Genomic DNA, 16,867 nt, shown 5'->3' with positions numbered 1-16,867 from the left:
TGATAAAACGTGTGAATATGCAGAATTGCATATTCGCGCGTTTTATTATTCATGTAAAATTTCTTGATGGGATAAATTCAAAAGAAGTTTTGTAATAGTGGAGTGGCATAAAGTGACTTACAAGAATAGAAAGATAGCGTTAGTCATAATTAGTTGTATGATCATTATGAGTAGTTGTGCTAATAAATTTGTTGAAGATAGAAATCGAAAGCATACATTTGTACAAGCAAGTAAGGTTTTAGTAGAGACTGTAAATAGAATATATAAAAAGTAAAGGATGTTTTCTTATACGAAAACATCTTTTTTGTAGTTAAAATTGAATACTGAAGTTTTGGAATGAGTGAATACCAGTTCCATATTCACTGATCGCATATGTATTCTGTGCAATTTGTTTAACGGTAAACTAAGGGTCTTAAAGAATATTTATGTTCTATTTCACATCCTATAAAATGAATTTGTATAAACATATTCGCTTTTCGTTGTATTAAACCCTTTTGTTAGATGTTTTTATAAAAGTTTATAAAATGGGCAAACGAAACGTTGAAATGTTTGTTTGCGTTGTGATAAGATGATGAAGTGATAATAAACGATATATTGATTTGTTTGGTTTTAAATAAACATTTTGAAGGAGTGTTTAGTATGAGCGATATTTCAGAGAAGTTTTGGGATGCGTCAATAGAGGAATTAAAGAAAGGGTATGTGTTTGATGAAGAAAAAGAGGAGTACATTTGCTTAGCTTGTGGTGAAACATTTATTAAAGGTGTTATTTATCAAGATAACCAAATTTTGTATGAAGCAGAGAAGTTCGTCCAATTGCATATTCAAAATGAGCATACGTCTATGTTTGATTATTTGTTAAATATGGATAAGAAATTTACTGGTTTAACGGATTTACAAAAGAAAATGGTTCAGTTTTTCCATATGGGACTGAATGATAAAGAAATTGTAAAAGAGATGGATGGCGGAAGTACATCAACAATTCGTAATCATCGATTTACACTGCGAGAGAAAATGAAGCAAGCAAAAGTATTTTTAGCGCTAATGGAATTATCAGAAGAAAAATCAAAAGTACAAACGAAATTTGTGCCAATTCATAGAACAGCAACGATGGTGGATGATCGATACAATATTACGGAAGAAGAAAATGATGAAGTATTAAAAGCTCATTTTACAGAAGGATTAGATGGACCTCTCTCTAAATTTCCGAAGAAACAAAAGCGTAAATTAATTATATTGCGCCATTTAGTGAAGAAGTTTGATAGTAATAAAAAGTATACTGAAAAAGAAGTAAATACAGTGATAGAAAATGTATACCCTGATTTTGTAACTTTAAGAAGATATTTAATCGAATATGGATTTTTAGATCGAACAGCCGATGGAAGTCAATATTGGGTGAAGTTATAATCATACGAAAAGAAAATGAATAGAAGCACAGTATTATAACAACTATACAAAGAGATAGAGATTGAAAATAGATGTTTAATAAAAGGAGAAATGAAATTTGAAACCACCTGCAGATAACAATAAAGAAGGTGCGGAGTCACATAAGTTGGAAAGTGAGAGTAAACCGATTTGGAAATCGATGTCGATGTTTTTAGTACCGTTATTATTAAGTAATGTACTACAATCAGTTGGACAATTATTTGGTATGGTAGTAGTAGGAAGATGGCTTGGAGTTAATGATTTAGCGGCTATATCAGCATTCTTCCCATTATTTTTCTTGCTCGTTTCATTTGTAATTGGTATCGGTTCAGGAAGCTCTATTTTAATTGGTCAGGCGTTTGGTGCTAAAAACGAAGATCGTTTAAAAGCTATCGTTGGTACGACGTTGACGTTTACCTTTATTATTGGAGTTGTGTTGGCGATAATAGGCAGTATTTTTGCGATGGATATTATGCGTCTAATGGGAACGCCAGAAAATATTATTGAAATAAGTGTACATTATGCACGGATTTTATTTATATCGATGCCAGTATTATTTTTATATTTCGCATATACAACATTTATGAGAGGTACAGGAGATTCTAAAACGCCATTTTACTTTTTAATTGTAAGTACAGCGCTAAATATGATCTTATTACCGATTCTTATTTTTGGATGGTTAGGAGCTCCGAAATTAGATGTGTATGGAGCGGCCTATGCATCTGTTATATCTACAGTTATTACGTTTATTGTCATGCTTGTGTATTTAAAGAAGAAAAATCACCCATTACAACTAGATGGAACGGTTAGAAAATACCTTCGAATGGATGGGGAGTTATTAAAGCTATTACTAAGGCTCGGTATTCCAGCGAGTATTAATATGATATTAGTTTCATTATCTGAAATTGCCGTAATCGCATTTGTAAATCGTTACGGTTCGGATGCAACAGCTGCTTACGGCGTTGTGAATCAAGTTGCAAGTTATGTACAAATGCCAGCAGTTAGCCTTGGTATTACAGTTTCCATTTTTGCGGCACAATCGATTGGTGCGAATCAATTTGATCGATTACAGAAAGTTGTGAAGGCCGGAATTATTATGAACTACGTCATCGGTGGTGTGTTAATATCTCTTATTTACGTATTCTCAAGAGACATTTTATCACTATTTTTAACGAGTCAAACTACAATTGAAATTGCTCATAGCTTAGTTATGATTACATTATGGAGTTATTTAATTTTCGGTCATGCACAAATTATTAGTGCGACAATGCGAGCGAGCGGTACAGTACTTTGGCCAACTGTTATTGGAGTTGTTTCAATTTGGCTTGTAGAAGTACCCGTAGCATATTATCTTTCTTACCATACAAGTCTTGGAATAGAAGGCATTTGGATCGGGTATCCAGCAGCATTTATTGTCAGCTTAATATTACAGTATGCATATTATAAGCTTTCATGGCAAAAGAAACGAATTACACGATTAGTTAGTTAAATAGAAAAATGTCCCTAAGTTATTAGACTTAGGGACATTTTTTCGTAAGTTCAGGTTTATAAATAGCTTTTTAAAGTTATATCAAAATGTTGTCTAATGAGTGTTTTATTACTCATATAAAACTCCCACGCTTTTTCCGGTTCACCGATAATCTCAAAGGATTCCTCTGTAATATATAAAGCGCAATTATCCTCCAGTGCAATTCCTTCTATATTCCCTTGATGATTTTGTAAAAAGGAATGGAAGGCGTTCATTCTGTTTAATTGATTATAATGTGGACAAAATCTTTTATTAACAATACCCCATCCGTTACTCTCTATATAACCAGAACCTTCATAATCTGATCGGATACTAGACGTGAACCAACACATAGCACCAGCGCTATAACCAGCAATAAGTGTTCCTTGCTGCAGAGCCAATAATAATTTTTCATCGAGTCTATGTTCTTTCCATTGCGTAAGCATGTGAATATAGTTCCCGCCACCTAAATAAATTAAATCGGCTGAATGAATCATCTCGTCTATTTCATACTTTGAAGGTGAATCTGTTGTAGTACGTAAAATTTGTACTTCACAATGTAATTGTTTTTCAAAAGTGTCTAAAAATAATTTTATATAGCTTTCATCATCATGACTAGCCGTTGGAATAAACAATATTTTTGGGTACTGTTTATTTGTTAATTCTATAAGGCGTTCATTAATAGGCAAGTGATTTGAATCTTGTAAATCACCGCCACCAATGACAGCTAATTTCATAGTAAAGCACCACCTAATTATTTTTGTTATATAAAAATTCGATAGAAGAGAGTTACATTCCTTCCGTAATGTAATCAATAATTAGAAAATGTAGCTTAAGTATATCGGAATAGTAAAGAAACTACTGACTATATATACCAATGCATTAGAAACCATACATTGATATATAATATTTCATACTAATGTTTCAAAATATGGAAAAATATGTTTAAATAGATATAATGACGCATTGATTCATATTGAATTTATACTTATATTTTAAAAGGGTATCGGAAATAATAGCGATTTTTTAAAACAGTTTTTACTTTTAATAGGAAGTTGTATTACAATATGTTAAAATTATTTCAATATATTTATTTAATATGAAATACAAAGAAGGAGAGTGAAAAAAGTGGATTTTCGATTTGAATTTACAACGAAGCTGAAAGAATACTTAGACGATGAGAAGGATGAAAAAATAATAAAAGATGGACACAGAGATGTAATTTTTCACTATTTATATGCGTTAGAGACTGAAATTGGCGTTGTTAAAAATCCTAATTTTACTTTTTTTGCATCAGGAAGACGTTCACATATAGTGTTAGAAAACGTTGAATTTAAAACAGAAGTAAATGTAAAAAGTAATATAATTGAAATTACAAAAATAGTGGATAATGTAGCTATTCCGTTAGATACTATCGTAGCGAAAGATCGGGAATTATTTGCACTTGGACGTAATGAGAAGTTTAGTGTACAAATATTAGAGCAGTATCTTTTTGATACATTTGGAGAAAAATTAGGTTTAAAATGAATGGAATAGCCTATGTATTTATGGGTAGTTAATTTTCATATATATCATTTACGTTTGACCTTTCATTTAATTTATACTACAATTCGTAGTGTGAAAGGAGTTGTACAATGTTTACTCAAAACTATAAGTTAAATGAGCACGGGTTAAATCATTTCTTTGGACCGCTTGAAGCGAAAATTATGGAGATTGTTTGGTCTAGCGATGGTATTACTATTAAAGAAGTGCAGCAGAAATTAAGTGAAGAATCACCTGTGAATTTTAACACTGTTATGACAGTTATGAACAGGTTAGTAGAGAAATTACACTTAGAAAAACAGACTGTGAAAAGAAGTGGTATATATCGTGCTGTACAAACAAAAGAAGAATTCTTATCCAATCAAACGAAGAAAATGACACAGGAATTGATGGGGGAATTTGGAGATTTAGTTGTAAATCATATGTTAGATGAGTTAGAGCAGGCTGATCCGACTTTAATAAAAAAGTTAGAAGACAAATTGAGTCAGTTAAAAAGAGAGGATTAATGAAATGAAATGGCAAATGCGTAAAATCGTATTGTTAGCAGTAATTGTTAGTATCCTCTTTTTCAGTATGTTAGTGTATTACGTTACATATCCATTTCTGTTTCAAAATAAGATGTTCCTTCTTTCAAATTTTTGCTTGTTCCAGTTAGAAAAACATATGAAAGAATTATCGCTGATTCGTATTATAATCGCTGGATTATTACTACTTACTGTATTAATCGTGTGCAAAAGAATTTGGCGACAATTTTTCTATAGTAAAAAATTACAAAAAGTACTTATCCCTTTCGTCCGAAAAGGAAAACAAATATATATATTGCCGACTACGGAAGTTGCGGCATATACAATTGGGCTATTTCGTCCGAAAGTTGTCATGTCAGAAGGGATGCTTCAAACATTTTCAGATGAAGAAATAGATGCAATTATTTTCCATGAAGAATATCATCAAAAGAATTGGGATCCGCTAAAATTATTTTGTTTTACGCTATTAGCAGAAGGAATGATGTACATACCGATATTAAAAGGGTTGTTACAGCGATATCATACGTATCAGGAGCTAGCTGCTGATAAATATGCGATGCAAAAAATGGAATCTTCATTTGAGTTAGGTAGCGCGTTATTAAAATTAATTAAAATAAAGACAATGGAAAATCGATGTGTTACAGCTTCATTTGCAAAAACAGCAATAAATTTACGAATCGAGCAAGTGTTAAATGAAAAGGTTGTTAAGCTTACTATTCCGTTACATACGAATTCGGTATATGTAACAGTAGGTTTATTCTGTATGTCGGTTGTACTTATTGTCGGAGAGTGCATATAGCCTCTTTTTTTAAGAATAAACACTACTCATTGTAGTGTTTAAGGGGGAATAAAATGAATGCAGCAGATTTAACAATTTGGCTTGTGGCTGGGGCGGGAGTATTGTCATTTATATCACCGTGCTCTTTACCGCTATATCCATCTTATTTATCTTATATTACCGGTGTGTCTATCCAAGATTTAAAAGAAAATCGTGGAATTATGCAAAAATCAGCGATTATACATACAGTATTTTTTATGATCGGATTTTCGGTTATATTTTACGCGTTAGGTTTATCGGTAAGCTGGATTGGAATAACATTTTCATCTAATCAAAAATTGATTCAACAAATTGGTGGGATTTTTATTGTTTTAATGGGGCTATTTATGACGGGCTTGTTTCAGCCTAAGTGGCTTATGGCAGAGAAAAAGGTGCAGTATAGAAGTAAATCGACTGGATATATTCGCTCGATTTTAGTCGGTATGACATATGCAGCAGGTTGGACGCCATGTGTTGGACCGATATTTTCAGCTGTACTCATGCTTGGCGCGACGAATCCTGAAGGGGCGCTTCTTTATATTACAGCGTATACTCTTGGGTTTGCGGTTCCATTTTTCGTGATGGCATTCTTTATTGGGAAGGTAAAATGGATTGTTACATATGCCAATGTCATGATGAAAATTGGCGGTGGAATGATGATTGTAACAGGTATTTTATTGTATACAAATCAAATGACGAAAATTACAGCATTCTTTATTCGTCTATTCGGTGGATTTACAGGTTTTTAAAAATGAGGAGGAAGAAAAGTGAAGAAACTAATTGCTATTATACTAGTAGGTGCTCTCGCTTGGGCGGGGGTTAACTTTTATAATTCAAAGAAAGAAGAAAAGGAAAGAAAAGCAAAGCAAGCAGAGTTACAGGAGAAAGAAGTATTACCACAAGTCGGTTTTAAAGCACCTAGCATCACATTAAAAGGATTAGACGGAAAGTTACAGTCGTTAAATGATGCAAAGGGAAAACCGTATATTATTAATTTTTGGGCATCATGGTGTGGGCCGTGTGAAATGGAGGCACCTGACTTAGTTCATATGTATGATAAATATAAAAAGGATGTTGAAATTTTTGCGGTGAATGCAACTGTTAGTGACCCAGTACAAGAAGCAAGCGCATTTGCTAATCGTTATGGTTTTGAGTTTCCTGTTCTACTAGATATGGACGGAGTAGCTGGACTAGATTATAAAGTATTCTCTTTACCGACGACATTTTTTGTTAATAAAGATGGAATTATAGTAGATCATGTACGAGGTGTATTACCACCAGATCAATTAGAAAAGAAATTTAAGAAATTGATTGAGAATTAAAAGGAGATTTGGTGACGATGGAGTGGATTGTGAGGTTACAACCCATATCTCTTATAATTGGAAGTCTATTTGGTTTTATGTTGATGAAACGAAAGATGAAGTATCAAAATGTATCATATGAAAAAATGATGGATGCCATAACAAATGCTTTTCTTATCATCGTATTTGTATGGAAGTTTGCACCAGCAATTTTAAATCCTGTATGGGCTTTTGGGGCGCCGGTGCAAGCAATATTAGCTATTGGAAGTATGCAACATATTGTAGTAGGATGCGTAATTGCGAGTGTATACATTTTTTTGAAAAGTAAAAAGGAACAATTTTTGCTTCGTATTTTACTTGATGTACTCCCTTTTGGATTGTGTGTGTGCATTATCTTTTATTTTCTATTCCATCATGAAGTAGGTGTACAAACGACACTACCATGGGGAATGAATATATATGAATCTAAATTTTTATATCATCCTATTTTCGTATATGAGATCATCCTTGCTCTTTGTATAATGGGCTTGTTATGGATGAAAAATGAAAGGCTCGGAAATGGAAAGAATATAAGTGTTTTTCTAATTATTGAGGGGTTTGCTCATATTATTATTTCGCTTGTTAGTGAACAAAATTCGGTTCTGTTTGGTCTATCAGCAGAGCAAATAATGAGCTTTTGTATTATTAGTTTAGGGATTTTGTTGGTGCCGAAAAAATAAAAGATAGCCATGTACAGAGAGTATCTGTATGGCTATCTTTTATAAGCATATTTCTTCATCATATGCTAAATCATTATATTGTAGAAATCTAAAAACCCCTTTATTAGGGGTTTTTAGGTTTCTATAGGTCTGCATGTGTTTCTTGTTTATCTGTATCCCATTTTGGAAGTTGTTTTGCTTGTTGACTTTCAGTAAAATTATTAAATCCAAAAGCAAGTATGCATGTAAAGGTTAAAATAGCTAAACTAATCTTTTTCATTATCTTAGTGCCTCCTTAGTTAATAATTTTTGTTTTGCTTCGTAAGTTTTGAAAAAATATTTTTGAGATTTCTCTATTTTATTCACTTTATGAAATTCTACTGCTAATAATTCGTAATATTCTTGTACATAATCGTATAATTCTTTACTGTTAAAATATGTAGTGCCTGCAATGATTGCGTTTTCTAAGTCGTCTAGAATACCAGTGTGTTGTGTTTTTAAGATAGTGAAATGGTGTTTATATTCTTGATTATTTAATTCATTACAAATTTCTAAGCCTTTTTGAACCCAATCGTTTGCAAGTTCTTTTTCATTTAAACTAAAATGTTCTTTGGCTTGTAGAAAATTGGCTTTTAGGTGTTTAGGTAATTTGTTTGTAACTATTGTAAGATGTCTAATAGCAAGGGTTGATAGATTTTGAGAAGAGTAGAGCCAACCTAAGTTATTTCGAACTTTTAAGATTAGTGTATCGTCTTTCAGCTTTTGTAAAATATTGATTGCTGAATTATAGTTCTCTTCTGCTTGTTCGAATTGTTTTAAATAAACAGAACATGAGCCTAAAATGTTTTCGCATAGAGCTATTTTAATTTCATAACGTGGATATTTTGAGAAAATCTCTTTAGCTTGATTTGCATAATTGATTGCTGTAAGTGGTTTGTTTGTATGGTGATTAAATATAGCAAATTTATATTTATATTCAGCTTCTTCTAGTTCGCCTGGTACATGTTTTAAAAGGGATTCAGCTTTTTCGTATTCTTTTTTTGCTTCATCATAATTTCCAATAATGGTAGCATGTTCAGCTTTAAAAAAGTGATAATAATAAGTAATAAAGTCTTCAGTTATTGGATTGTCTAAACGAACAATTTGACTAAAAGTATCATACTTAATGTTTGTCCAATCGGTTAGGACCTTATATTTAAAGTTTAGTAGGGAGTAGTAAAGCGATAGAGTTTGATCAGCTTCAATTTTATTAATCTGTTTCTCTATTTTTTCTTTTAATTGTTTCGCTTCAATTAATTGCTCCGCTACCATTACTTGATATAAAATGTTTAATTCGTTGACAATCTGTTCATGCCCTTTTAATAACACACTCATTATATATTCCCCCATTCGATAAAAGTATCCTAATTTAATTATTTCTATAATAGCAAAATAGAAGAAGTATAAGAGTGATTTTATCATATTTTTCAACAAAATTCTGAAAAATTAATTAATTTTTACATATTTCTTATTTTTATGTGAATATTACAAGTGCCTCTGGTAGTGGTGGGATGAATCTGACTCATGATACGTTAGCATCAATGGGAGGGATAGTTTTACTTGTAAATATGTTTTTAGGAGGATTGTTCGGATTGGGTCCAACTGTTAAGTTTTTAACAAAAATTTCACTTTCTTATTTAATAAAAACAGGATAATCCTCACTTTATAAGAATCATCCTGTTTTTATTGATATATTAAAAAATCGGCGGAGTAACAGAAAATAGGACTATCGCGTTTTTTTCAAAATGATTCACCCATTTATGCTTTAAATAAGCAGGTATTTTTACACTGTCGCCAGTTTCTAATACGTATTCTTCCTCATTTAAATATAATGTGATTTTCCCATCTAAGACAAATGCTAATTCTTCTCCTTTATGTTCTAGCACATTTTCTGATGAAGCTGTATTAGGCGGGACGGTCATAATTGCTGTTGCTAAATTTCCAGTGAAATCAGGTGAAAGCATTTCATATGATAAATTATCAATAATCATTTTCTTTCGTTTATGGGAACGTACAATTAAATCGTCTGTATTTGTATCTTCAAGTAAAAAGCTAAATGTTGGCACATCAAGAGCTTTAGCAAGCACTTTTAATGTTTGGATAGAAGGGTTAGCGGACCCGCGCTCAATTTGACTTAACATTGATGGTGTAATATCGGCCATCTTTGCTAGTTCTTTACTAGTTAAACCTTTTTCTTTTCTTTGTTTTTCAATTTTTTTACCAATATCTATATTTTCCATAATGAAAATCTCCTTAATAATTATTAAATTATATTTAAATAAATTAAATTAAAATTAACTTAATGGGATTATTTGTGTTAAACTATATTAAAATTAATTTAATTATAATTTATTGTATGGTGAGCTACAAGGATATAAGGAGGAAACAAAATGAAAGAAATAGGGGCATTACAAGCAGAATATCCATTAGTGAATAAGCTTATTGCAACAGAAGAAGTATTTTGGATAAATCCAAACATAGAAAAGTATGAAACAGCAATAAAAGATTCACCACTTAATGAAGAGAATGTAAAAGATGCGGAAGAGAGATTAAAGCGTTTTGCACCATATATTGCGAAAGTTTTTCCTGAAACGAAAGGGGCGAACGGCATAATCGAATCACCTTTAGTGAAAATACCTTCTATGAAAGAAGCTTTAGAGAGAAAATATGAGCAACCTATTTTAGGAGAATTATTATTAAAATGTGATAGTCATCTTCCAATATCAGGATCAATTAAAGCTAGGGGCGGTATTTATGAAGTGTTGAAACATGCTGAGCAACTAGCATTGCAGCACGGAATGGTAACAGAAGAAGATAATTATTCCGTTTTAGATAGTGATACATGTAGAGAGTTTTTCTCGAAATATTCAATTGCAGTAGGTTCTACAGGGAATTTAGGACTTAGCATAGGGATTATGAGTGCGAATCTAGGTTTTAATGTAACTGTTCATATGTCAGCAGACGCAAAAGAATGGAAGAAAGATTTATTAAGAAGTAAAGGTGTAAACGTTATTGAATATGAAGATGATTATAGCAAAGCAGTAGAAGAAGGAAGAAGACAAGCGGATGCGGATCCTAGCTGTTATTTTGTAGACGATGAAAACTCGCATGATTTATTTTTAGGATACGCAGTAGCAGCATCACGATTACAAAAGCAATTAGAAGAGTTAGAGGTTGTAGTAGATGAAAATCATCCTTTATTTGTTTATCTTCCGTGCGGAGTAGGAGGAGGACCTGGCGGAGTAGCATTCGGTTTAAAGTTATTGTATAAAGATAATGTTCATTGTTACTTTGCAGAGCCAACACATTCTCCTTGTATGTTACTCGGCTTAATGACAGGCCTTCATGACAAAATTTCCGTTCAAGATATCGGAATTGATAATGTAACAGATGCGGATGGACTTGCGGTAGGAAGGCCATCTGGATTTGTCGGTAAAACGATGGAACCATTTTTGAGTGGGAATTACACAGTAAGCGATGAAGAGTTATATAGATTGTTAAAAGAGCTAGCTGATACGGAGAATATTTATTTAGAGCCTTCTGCACTAGCAGGTATGATAGGGCCAGTGAAAGTATGTAAAGAAGATGAGTATTTACAAAAGCTACAGTTAACAGAGAAGGTGAAAAAAGGTACTCATATTGTGTGGGGAACGGGTGGAAGTATGGTTCCAAACGATACAATGGATGAATATTATAGGAAAGGTTTGGAATTAACGATATAAGAAAAATGAGGCTAGTTGTAGCCTCATTTTTTCATGTACATAAAAATCTTTGTTATTTTCACAATAGTTCTTTATAGTATATATAAAGGATAACTAATATTGAATAAATACAACAAAAAGCTTTATTTTACATAATAAGAGGATGTGTATACGATGTCATTACAGACTAAATATATAGCGGGTATTTCACTTGGGGTTATGGGTGTCGGCTTTGCGGCTTCTATCCCTTTTCAAGGAACGATAGCTGGAGAGATTATACAAGGGGGATTTGAAGCTGGGTTAGTTGGCGGGCTTGCAGATTGGTTCGCAGTTACAGCATTATTCCGTCACCCGATGGGAATACCAATTCCGCATACAGCTTTGTTACCTAAAAATCGTAAACGAGTAACGAAAGGGCTCATCAATACGTTAGAAAATGAATGGCTGACGAAAGAAAGTATTACGAATAAAGTAAAAGAGATGCAGTTAGCACAAATGGTACTGCAAATTGCTGAGAGAGAAATGCAGTCTGATGCTGTGAAAAAGGGGATTGTAACGATTGCAGAGAAAGCAATTGTTACAATAGATACAGAAAAGTTAGCTGTTATTATTGAAAAAGAATTAAAAACATATTTGCATACAATTAATACAAGTAACATCTTACAAGTGCTTGTTGATCAATTAGTTGTGCAAGAATATGATGAGAAGACACTTGATTACATTTTAGTAAAAGTGAAAGATTGGACAGCGCAAGATGAAGCACGCTACCAGCTTGGAAGTTTAGGTATGAAGGCGATGGAAAATATAAAAGTAGATGGATTCTTACAGTTTACATTGAAATCGTTTATGAATATTGTAGATGAAGATAAAATTGGCGGCATTTTGCAGAAGTTTATTATTAGCAATATTAACAGCTTACAAGATGCAGATAATAGCACGAGACAACTTATATTAGCGAAAATTCGTCAAGAAATTATAAATGTAAAAGAAAATGAAGCGTTACTACAAGAATTAGAAAATTGGAAAGAAAAATGGATTGCCAATTGGAATGCTACTGACAAAATAAAAGAGATGCTAGAGCAAGTACAACAAAGAGCAGTTGCTTTTGTAAATAATGAAGAATTTGCTGATAAATATGTTATTCCATTTTTACAAAAACAAATGAACAAAATAAAAGAAGATGAACAAACTGTTCAAAAAATAGAGGAGTGGTTACAAAAGCAAGTTGTTACACTTGTGGAAAAAAACCATTCGAAAATCGGTAAGCTTGTACAAGAAAATCTTGATAAGTTAGATGATAAAACGTTAATCGAAATGATTGAAAATAATGTCGGTAAAGATTTGCAGTGGATCCGAGTGAACGGGGCGGTTTGCGGATTTATGATTGGATTAGTGTTAGAAGGAATTAAAGCGATTATATGAGAAAAACCTTCCGCAATTGCGGAAGGTTTTTTATTTTTCGAGAACACTCATATTCAAATTATAAGCTTTCTCAATATTTAACTTGTACGTGCCATTTCCAGTTTTAATCGAATTTTTATACCAATGTTCTTGGTTGTTTAATTCTGGATGTTCTTCTGAAGAAGTATTTTCGTTTTTCGTTAAATCTTCTACTTGTTCCCAAGGTGTGCTTCCGTGTGTTTCTTTTTGATTTGTTACTGCTGTTAAAGATACATCACTTTCTTTTGCAAGATGGACAGACACTCTTGAGCTTTCCTGTACAAACCAATTATTTTGTAATTGACCTGGATAAAGAGATAGTTCGTTATTTGAAGCACGGATTTCCACATTTTTATTTTGTGGAAGAACAAGCGTTGGTTTCACCTGTGGTGCTGAATTAAATAACGTATGCTGAACAGGTAATGATTTTAAAGTGATATACATCGTTTCTCCAGCCGTTTGAACTGAAAGGAAATCATCTCGTTTTAAATTGAGTTTTTCATTTGCTTTCGTTGTCATTTCATAAGTTCCCAAAAGATGAATTTGATTTGTATTATTTCCCTCTATCGTTAGAGGTTGATGTCCTGCATCTACTACGATTTTTTTGATAGATTCAGGTATATCAAATTGTCCGTCTGGAATATTACTCGTTTGCCTCGTTGTGTTAATAGAGTGACGAACTTCTTCTAGTAATCCAGTTGATAATAAACAGTAAAAAGCAATTCCGACGCTTCCTAAAACACCGATAAAGAAAATACTAAAAATATCATATTTAATAAATGATTGTTCCTTCTTAGAAAATAGAAGGTATAGTAAAACTTCAGCTCCAAGTATGATAAGTAAAACTGGCCACCATGCAGTTAGTGTATCTAATACTTGAATTCCTTTTACGACTGAAAATAGTAAAAAGCACCCTAACGATATAATAGAAAGCCCCATTGAGAATGTTCCAACACGCCAAGTCCTCATTCGCTTGTCCCACCTTTGTTTTCTTTATTTCCAAGTAACAATTTAAAGCCGCCGCCAATTAAAAGGAGCGCAACGATAGATGTCTGGAAATAGCGATAATATAGTTCACTAAGATGAATATTAAATATAGTTACAAAATAATCATTCAAAATAGGAAGGACTGTTTGATTTAATAAATAATAACCACCGAGTGTAATTAATCCGATACCGATCCATCTTTGATGATTTATAAAATAATCGATAATGGGTTCGTCTTGTACTCGTTCTTTTCCGTATTTTGCTGTTTGCTGTAACGCATCAAAAAAGCTATAGAACCAAATGATTGGTACTAAAAATAAAAACGCAGAAAGTCTTAATAAGTCGAGTAAATAAATAGATAGTAAAAAGGCTGCCATAAGCTGAAGACCACGGCGTTGTAAACCTAAATACATATGACCTGCTCCAGGGAACATCGCTAAAATAGAAGCAAATGTTTTACTTTTCTTTCCTTGCTCTCGATGTTCTTCAAAATCTTCGAAAATAGTACGGTCAATTAATTGCTCGTCGCGTTCTTTTTTCTGTAGTTGCTGAACAACGTCAAAGAAATTATAAATCCATAAAACAGGTAACGTAATAAGAAAGATAAGGAAACTTCCTTGAGATGTTAATAATGTTACAAATATAATCATGCTGCCTAAGCCAGCGCAAGCGACTAAAAATGTAAGACCGCGTTGCATAAGTCCTAATTGGAAATGGCCAAGTCCAGGGATGATGGATAGGAGAATGATATAAAATCGTTCGCTCTCTTTAGAGGAATTTATCAATTCTCCAGCTTCTTGTTTTTTCGTTTGTTTTATAATGGTGATAACTAAATCTAGTAAGTTAATTACCCATAGAACAGCTAGTAAAAATAGAGAAAGAAAAGCAATATCACGTTCTCTTACTACTATGGTACAAAATACTGCAAAGGAGAATAGAAATAAAGATCCTCCGCTATATAAAATAAACCGTCCTAGCTTTTTTAAGTATAAATGTCCAAGCCCAGGAATTAGCCCTAATACAAGTGCTAAAAAGGGGTTTTTATTCATGCTTTAAACCTCCGTCCTTTTTTGATGTATCTACCGATTTGTTTACAATTTGTTGTGAGATAGAAGACTCGTTATGTTTTGAAGATTTCTCGAAATTTGATGTCGCTGTAAAAATATATTGGAATAAACCACTTACCATAAAAATAATTGTAGCTGCAGTCGCAATTATGTAGTGAATAATTGTGCGCTTTAGTGAGTTTGTTTTTATATTTTCATTAGGTTGTAGCGTTTCAAAATTAATTTGCGTCATAACTTCGTTCGTAAATGAATCATCATTTATCATTGGAAGGTTTTCATGTTGTTCATCAATACTTTCCATATAAAGTGTTAAACAATGATCACATTCGTAAAGATGTTCTTCCATAGATTCACGTTTATTGTTTTCTATAAAATCTAATGTATAATTGCGCCAATCTTCTTTTGAATAATGCATCATAGAAACTCTTCCTCCTTCCAATGTTTTTTAATCCATTTTCGTGCCCGATACAGTTTCATTTCGACTGTTTTTACTTCGATGTTTTCCTGTAAAGCAATTTCTTGATAACTTTTTTCTTCTAAGTAATGTGCGAGAACGACGTCACGGTAATTTTCGGGAAGTTCTCTCAGTTTTTGAGCAATGAGTAATTTCTGCTCTTTCGTCAATAATAAAGCCTCAATATTATGAGAGGACTTTATATTTTCCTCAGCTTCTTTACATAAGGAGAGTTCTTCACTTTCTCTAGCTTTCTTCCTCTTATAATCAATAGCGTGATTGGTGGCAATACGCGCCATCCACGTTTTTAATCCGCGAAATTGATAATTTGGGAGAGAGGTGTGAATTTTTACGAATACTTCTTGTGTAACATCTTTCGCATCTTCTTCATGTCTTAAAATAGAAAAGATAACTTGAAAAATATAATGACGATATGTTTGTACAAGGATACGAAAAGCATGCTCGCTTCCTTGCTGTGCTTTTTCAATTAATTGTTTTTCCTCAATGGGTCTCTCCCTCCTTTTTGACGCATTCTATTATATAGACGTAAAGAATGATAAGTCACCCTACACATATTGTAAAAAAAGAATAATATATTTTTTGCAGGAGAGCTAGATGAAAAAAGGTGTGAAAAAATGGTAAAGAGAAGTATATAATGAGCAAGTAGGAAATGTTACACGGAGAAAGGATGTGAATGTTAGTAGGGGAAGGGCCATACTAACAAACATGAAAATTAAAATATTAATAGCGGATGATAACTCTTTTATTAGAGAGGGCATGAAAATTATTTTAAATACATACGAAGAGTTCGAAGTAGTAGATACTGTAAATGATGGGGAAGAAGCTGTAGCATATTGTAAAAAGCATGAAGTTGATATTGCTCTTTTAGATGTTCGCATGCCAAATATGAACGGGGTAGAGGCGACGAAGTTCATTTGTGAAGAGACGAAAACAAAACCGCTTATTTTAACGACGTTTGATGATGATGAATATATTTTGGATGCAGTAAAAAACGGAGCGAAAGGTTATTTGTTAAAAAATAACGATCCGGAGCGTATTCGTGATGCGATAAAAGGAGTATATAACGGTCAAACTGTTATGCAAGATGTTGTCCTCGATAAAATTAAGTCTAATTTAATGGAAAGTAAAGAGGAAGAATGTAAAATTGATAAGAGCCTTTTCACAGAAAGGGAGCTTAGTATTATCGCATTAATTGCAAAAGGTTTCTCGAATAAAGAAATTTCGAAACAGCTTTTTATATCTGAAGGAACAATTGCAAATTATATTACGTCAGTTTTAGGGAAAACTGGACTTGAACATCGCACACAAATTGCGATTTATTACTTAACAGGGAAAGTAGATTAGTGA

General features: G+C 32.6%; 20 protein-coding genes. 12 read left to right on the top strand and 8 right to left on the bottom strand.

Annotation, left to right across the window (positions count from 1 at the left end):
* Nucleotides 1–639 precede the first annotated feature (639 nt).
* Entirely contained in the window at nucleotides 640–1,404 is a 765-nt protein-coding gene (locus BLT20_RS14045; RefSeq protein WP_001280271.1) for a DUF2087 domain-containing protein, read from the top strand.
* A gap of 97 nt (nucleotides 1,405–1,501) precedes the next feature.
* Nucleotides 1,502–2,911, top strand: coding sequence for an MATE family efflux transporter (locus tag BLT20_RS14040; RefSeq protein WP_000804124.1), 1,410 nt, complete (start codon nucleotides 1,502–1,504; stop codon nucleotides 2,909–2,911).
* Nucleotides 2,912–2,967: 56 nt separating this feature from the next.
* Here BLT20_RS14040 and BLT20_RS14035 read toward each other — a convergent pair whose 3' ends face one another.
* Entirely contained in the window at nucleotides 2,968–3,666 is a 699-nt protein-coding gene (locus BLT20_RS14035; protein WP_000762117.1) for a peptidase E, read from the bottom strand.
* 391 nt (nucleotides 3,667–4,057) lie between these two features.
* Between BLT20_RS14035 and BLT20_RS14030 the strand changes: the two genes are divergently transcribed.
* The 6 genes from BLT20_RS14030 (at nucleotide 4,058) to BLT20_RS14005 (ending at nucleotide 7,832) form a co-directional block, all read left to right on the top strand.
* On the top strand, nucleotides 4,058–4,456 hold the full coding sequence (locus BLT20_RS14030) for a DUF3942 family protein (protein ID WP_000347525.1): 399 nt from the start codon (nucleotides 4,058–4,060) through the stop codon (nucleotides 4,454–4,456).
* 107 nt (nucleotides 4,457–4,563) lie between these two features.
* A complete protein-coding gene (locus tag BLT20_RS14025; RefSeq protein ID WP_000495053.1) occupies nucleotides 4,564–4,977 on the top strand; it encodes a BlaI/MecI/CopY family transcriptional regulator in 414 nt (137 codons plus the stop codon).
* Between the two features lie 4 nt (nucleotides 4,978–4,981).
* Complete coding sequence (locus BLT20_RS14020) at nucleotides 4,982–5,794, top strand: M56 family metallopeptidase (RefSeq protein WP_000871937.1); 813 nt, start codon at nucleotides 4,982–4,984, stop codon at nucleotides 5,792–5,794.
* A 53-nt stretch (nucleotides 5,795–5,847) separates the two neighbouring features.
* Nucleotides 5,848–6,561: a cytochrome c-type biogenesis protein CcdA gene (gene ccdA, locus BLT20_RS14015; protein WP_000990443.1), complete on the top strand. Its 714-nt coding sequence runs from the start codon at nucleotides 5,848–5,850 to the stop codon at nucleotides 6,559–6,561.
* 18 nt (nucleotides 6,562–6,579) lie between these two features.
* Entirely contained in the window at nucleotides 6,580–7,134 is a 555-nt protein-coding gene (locus BLT20_RS14010) for a TlpA family protein disulfide reductase (RefSeq protein ID WP_000733176.1), read from the top strand.
* A gap of 17 nt (nucleotides 7,135–7,151) precedes the next feature.
* Complete coding sequence (locus BLT20_RS14005; RefSeq protein ID WP_073340036.1) at nucleotides 7,152–7,832, top strand: prolipoprotein diacylglyceryl transferase family protein; 681 nt, start codon at nucleotides 7,152–7,154, stop codon at nucleotides 7,830–7,832.
* A gap of 121 nt (nucleotides 7,833–7,953) precedes the next feature.
* Here the strand turns inward: BLT20_RS14005 and BLT20_RS30585 are convergent, their stop codons facing one another.
* Entirely contained in the window at nucleotides 7,954–8,091 is a 138-nt protein-coding gene (locus BLT20_RS30585; RefSeq protein ID WP_000724012.1) for a hypothetical protein, read from the bottom strand.
* Nucleotides 8,091–9,185 (bottom strand): response regulator aspartate phosphatase, encoded by a 1,095-nt coding sequence (locus BLT20_RS14000; protein ID WP_000114849.1) that lies wholly within the window; start codon nucleotides 9,183–9,185, stop codon nucleotides 8,091–8,093. Before BLT20_RS14000 ends, BLT20_RS30585 begins: the two co-directional genes overlap by 1 nt.
* A 143-nt stretch (nucleotides 9,186–9,328) precedes the next feature.
* On the opposite strand from BLT20_RS14000, the gene BLT20_RS13995 reads away from it, so the two are divergent.
* On the top strand, nucleotides 9,329–9,505 hold the full coding sequence (locus BLT20_RS13995; RefSeq protein WP_002025592.1) for a hypothetical protein: 177 nt from the start codon (nucleotides 9,329–9,331) through the stop codon (nucleotides 9,503–9,505).
* Nucleotides 9,506–9,544: 39 nt separating this feature from the next.
* Here BLT20_RS13995 and BLT20_RS13990 read toward each other — a convergent pair whose 3' ends face one another.
* The gene (locus tag BLT20_RS13990; protein WP_000427637.1) at nucleotides 9,545–10,090 is read right to left on the bottom strand and encodes a helix-turn-helix domain-containing protein; all 546 of its coding nucleotides are present in this window, start codon (nucleotides 10,088–10,090) and stop codon (nucleotides 9,545–9,547) included.
* 150 nt (nucleotides 10,091–10,240) lie between these two features.
* Between BLT20_RS13990 and BLT20_RS13985 the strand changes: the two genes are divergently transcribed.
* Both BLT20_RS13985 and BLT20_RS13980 read left to right on the top strand, forming a co-directional pair.
* Nucleotides 10,241–11,572: a D-serine ammonia-lyase gene (locus tag BLT20_RS13985; RefSeq protein ID WP_000658539.1), complete on the top strand. Its 1,332-nt coding sequence runs from the start codon at nucleotides 10,241–10,243 to the stop codon at nucleotides 11,570–11,572.
* 153 nt (nucleotides 11,573–11,725) lie between these two features.
* Nucleotides 11,726–12,973: a DUF445 domain-containing protein gene (locus BLT20_RS13980; RefSeq protein ID WP_000058301.1), complete on the top strand. Its 1,248-nt coding sequence runs from the start codon at nucleotides 11,726–11,728 to the stop codon at nucleotides 12,971–12,973.
* A gap of 30 nt (nucleotides 12,974–13,003) precedes the next feature.
* On the opposite strand, the gene exsE is transcribed toward BLT20_RS13980, so the two are convergent.
* Genes exsE through BLT20_RS13960 form a run of 4 tightly spaced genes read right to left on the bottom strand, consistent with a single transcriptional unit; the run spans nucleotide 13,004 to nucleotide 15,948 of the window.
* Nucleotides 13,004–13,960, bottom strand: a complete 957-nt coding sequence (exsE, locus tag BLT20_RS13975) for an exosporium protein ExsE (protein WP_001261427.1) — start codon at nucleotides 13,958–13,960, stop codon at nucleotides 13,004–13,006.
* The gene (locus tag BLT20_RS13970) at nucleotides 13,957–15,027 is read right to left on the bottom strand and encodes a hypothetical protein (protein WP_001039115.1); all 1,071 of its coding nucleotides are present in this window, start codon (nucleotides 15,025–15,027) and stop codon (nucleotides 13,957–13,959) included. The genes exsE and BLT20_RS13970 overlap by 4 nt, the downstream gene beginning before the upstream one ends.
* On the bottom strand, nucleotides 15,020–15,463 hold the full coding sequence (locus tag BLT20_RS13965; RefSeq protein WP_000972341.1) for a hypothetical protein: 444 nt from the start codon (nucleotides 15,461–15,463) through the stop codon (nucleotides 15,020–15,022). The genes BLT20_RS13970 and BLT20_RS13965 overlap by 8 nt, the downstream gene beginning before the upstream one ends.
* Nucleotides 15,460–15,948: an RNA polymerase sigma factor gene (locus BLT20_RS13960; protein WP_071740389.1), complete on the bottom strand. Its 489-nt coding sequence runs from the start codon at nucleotides 15,946–15,948 to the stop codon at nucleotides 15,460–15,462. Before BLT20_RS13960 ends, BLT20_RS13965 begins: the two co-directional genes overlap by 4 nt.
* Before the next feature lie 277 nt (nucleotides 15,949–16,225).
* Here BLT20_RS13960 and BLT20_RS13950 point away from each other — a divergent pair, with 277 nt between their 5' ends.
* Nucleotides 16,226–16,864, top strand: a complete 639-nt coding sequence (locus BLT20_RS13950) for a response regulator transcription factor (RefSeq protein ID WP_000694093.1) — start codon at nucleotides 16,226–16,228, stop codon at nucleotides 16,862–16,864.
* Nucleotides 16,865–16,867 lie beyond the last annotated feature (3 nt).

Source organism: Bacillus sp. cl96, from assembly GCF_900100505.1.
Lineage (GTDB): Bacteria > Bacillota > Bacilli > Bacillales > Bacillaceae_G > Bacillus_A > Bacillus_A cereus.
Note: the sequence above shows the minus strand (reverse complement) of the source record. Positions and strands in the feature narration are given on the sequence as shown.

Excerpts from the sequence above, each read along its gene's own strand:
- BLT20_RS14020 (WP_000871937.1), top strand. The coding sequence starts at position 4,982 with ATGAAATGGCAAATGCGTAAAATCGTATTGTTAGCAGTAATTGTTAGT.
- BLT20_RS14045 (WP_001280271.1), top strand. The coding sequence starts at position 640 with ATGAGCGATATTTCAGAGAAGTTTTGGGATGCGTCAATAGAGGAATTA.
- BLT20_RS13965 (WP_000972341.1), bottom strand. The coding sequence starts at position 15,463 with ATGATGCATTATTCAAAAGAAGATTGGCGCAATTATACATTAGATTTT.
- BLT20_RS14005 (WP_073340036.1), top strand. The coding sequence starts at position 7,152 with ATGGAGTGGATTGTGAGGTTACAACCCATATCTCTTATAATTGGAAGT.
- BLT20_RS13990 (WP_000427637.1), bottom strand. The coding sequence starts at position 10,090 with ATGGAAAATATAGATATTGGTAAAAAAATTGAAAAACAAAGAAAAGAA.
- BLT20_RS14035 (WP_000762117.1), bottom strand. The coding sequence starts at position 3,666 with ATGAAATTAGCTGTCATTGGTGGCGGTGATTTACAAGATTCAAATCAC.
- BLT20_RS30585 (WP_000724012.1), bottom strand. The coding sequence starts at position 8,091 with ATGAAAAAGATTAGTTTAGCTATTTTAACCTTTACATGCATACTTGCT.
- ccdA (WP_000990443.1), top strand. The coding sequence starts at position 5,848 with ATGAATGCAGCAGATTTAACAATTTGGCTTGTGGCTGGGGCGGGAGTA.
- BLT20_RS14025 (WP_000495053.1), top strand. The coding sequence starts at position 4,564 with ATGTTTACTCAAAACTATAAGTTAAATGAGCACGGGTTAAATCATTTC.
- BLT20_RS13985 (WP_000658539.1), top strand. The coding sequence starts at position 10,241 with ATGAAAGAAATAGGGGCATTACAAGCAGAATATCCATTAGTGAATAAG.
- BLT20_RS13950 (WP_000694093.1), top strand. The coding sequence starts at position 16,226 with ATGAAAATTAAAATATTAATAGCGGATGATAACTCTTTTATTAGAGAG.
- BLT20_RS13980 (WP_000058301.1), top strand. The coding sequence starts at position 11,726 with ATGTCATTACAGACTAAATATATAGCGGGTATTTCACTTGGGGTTATG.
- exsE (WP_001261427.1), bottom strand. The coding sequence starts at position 13,960 with ATGAGGACTTGGCGTGTTGGAACATTCTCAATGGGGCTTTCTATTATA.
- BLT20_RS14000 (WP_000114849.1), bottom strand. The coding sequence starts at position 9,185 with ATGAGTGTGTTATTAAAAGGGCATGAACAGATTGTCAACGAATTAAAC.
- BLT20_RS13970 (WP_001039115.1), bottom strand. The coding sequence starts at position 15,027 with ATGAATAAAAACCCCTTTTTAGCACTTGTATTAGGGCTAATTCCTGGG.